This window comes from Thiemannella venezuelensis (genome assembly GCF_014203605.1).
GTDB lineage: Bacteria > Actinomycetota > Actinomycetes > Streptosporangiales > Streptosporangiaceae > Planomonospora_A > Planomonospora_A venezuelensis.
Genome location: NZ_JACHJJ010000079.1, coordinates 1 through 1,332, shown reverse-complemented (window position 1 = coordinate 1,332; position 1,332 = coordinate 1). Strand labels below are relative to the sequence as shown.

General features: G+C 71.0%; 1 protein-coding gene. It reads left to right on the top strand.

Annotation, left to right across the window (positions count from 1 at the left end):
• Positions 1-125 precede the first annotated feature (125 nt).
• On the top strand, positions 126-1,332 hold a 1,207-nt coding region (locus FHS22_RS37180; protein WP_184948890.1), incomplete at its 3' end, for an ISAs1 family transposase.

Here is a 1,332-nt window from a genome sequence, read left to right as displayed (position 1 = left end):
CACGGCCCCGGCGTTGGTGAGATTCGTGATGGTTTGACCGGTTGCTGATGGCGAGTTGCGAACGAGCGCGACCCTGCTGACCATTCAGGTGTCTACGCCGAAGGATCGTCACAGGAGCCGCGCTCGTGTCCTCATCTTCCCTGATCCCTGCCTGCCTTGACCAGCTTGCCGACCTGGCCCTGTGGGAAGCCGAGATGGCCACAGACCCCGGCGTGGGCGCGAAGGTGGTGGAATCGGCGCTGGTGCGCAGGTTGTCGGAGGTTCCCGACCGGCGTGAACAGCGCAGCGTGCGGCATCCGCTGGTGGTCATCTTGACGCTGACCGCGTGCGCGACGCTGGTGGTGGGCAGCGACAGCGTCACGGCGATCTGGCAGTGGTCGGCCCGCTCCTCCCAGCGGAAACTTCAGCGGCTGGGGGCGCGTCGAGACCCGTTCACCGGCCGGTTCCTCCTGCCCAGTGAGCGGACCTTCCGGCGGGTGCTCGCCGACCTGGACGCCGATGCCCTGGACGCGGCCACCTGCGGGTATGCGGCCGAGGTGGTCCGTGGCACGGCACCCGTCCCGCACCTGCCCCGCACGCCGGGGCCGGTGGAGCGAGAGCAGCGCCGGGCCGAACGGCGCCGGCTCACCCACCCGGCTCCCGCCGGGCTGCTGCCCGCCGCCGCGGTGGACGGCAAGGCGCTGCGCGGCGCCCGCACCGCCGAGGGCGGGCGGGTGTTCCTGGTCGGAGCGATCGCGCACGACAGCGGCACCGTCCTGGGCCAGTGCCAGGTCCCCGGCAAGCGCGGCGAAGGCCCCGCCGCCCGGCGCCTGCTGGCCGATCTCGATCTGTCGGGCATGGTCTGCACTCTGGATGCGCTGCACACCACCGCAACCACTGCCCGGCTCCTCACCCAGACGTTGAACGCCCACTACGTCCTCATCGTGAAGGGGAACCAGCCGCTGGCTCACGCTGCCGCCCAGGCTCTGCTGACCGGCCCGGACCGCGAGTGGACGGCCACCAGCGCCACTGACGGCGATCGCGGGCACGGCCGGATCGAGCGCCGTTCGATCCGCACCGCTGCCACCGATGACAGCCTGCTGCCCGGAGCCCGCCAGGCCTTCCGGCTTCGCAGGGATGTCGGCGGCCTGGACGGCGTCTGGACCAGCAAAGAGATCGTGTACGGCATCACCAGCCTGCCCGCCGACCTGGCCGGACCCGTGCATCTCAACCACTACGAGCGCGCGCACTGGGTCGTGGAAAACCGTCTCCACTGGGTCCGCGATGTGACCTTTCGAGAGGATGCCTCCCAGCTCAGAACCGGGACCGCGCCGCGAGCTCTCGCGTCCTTCC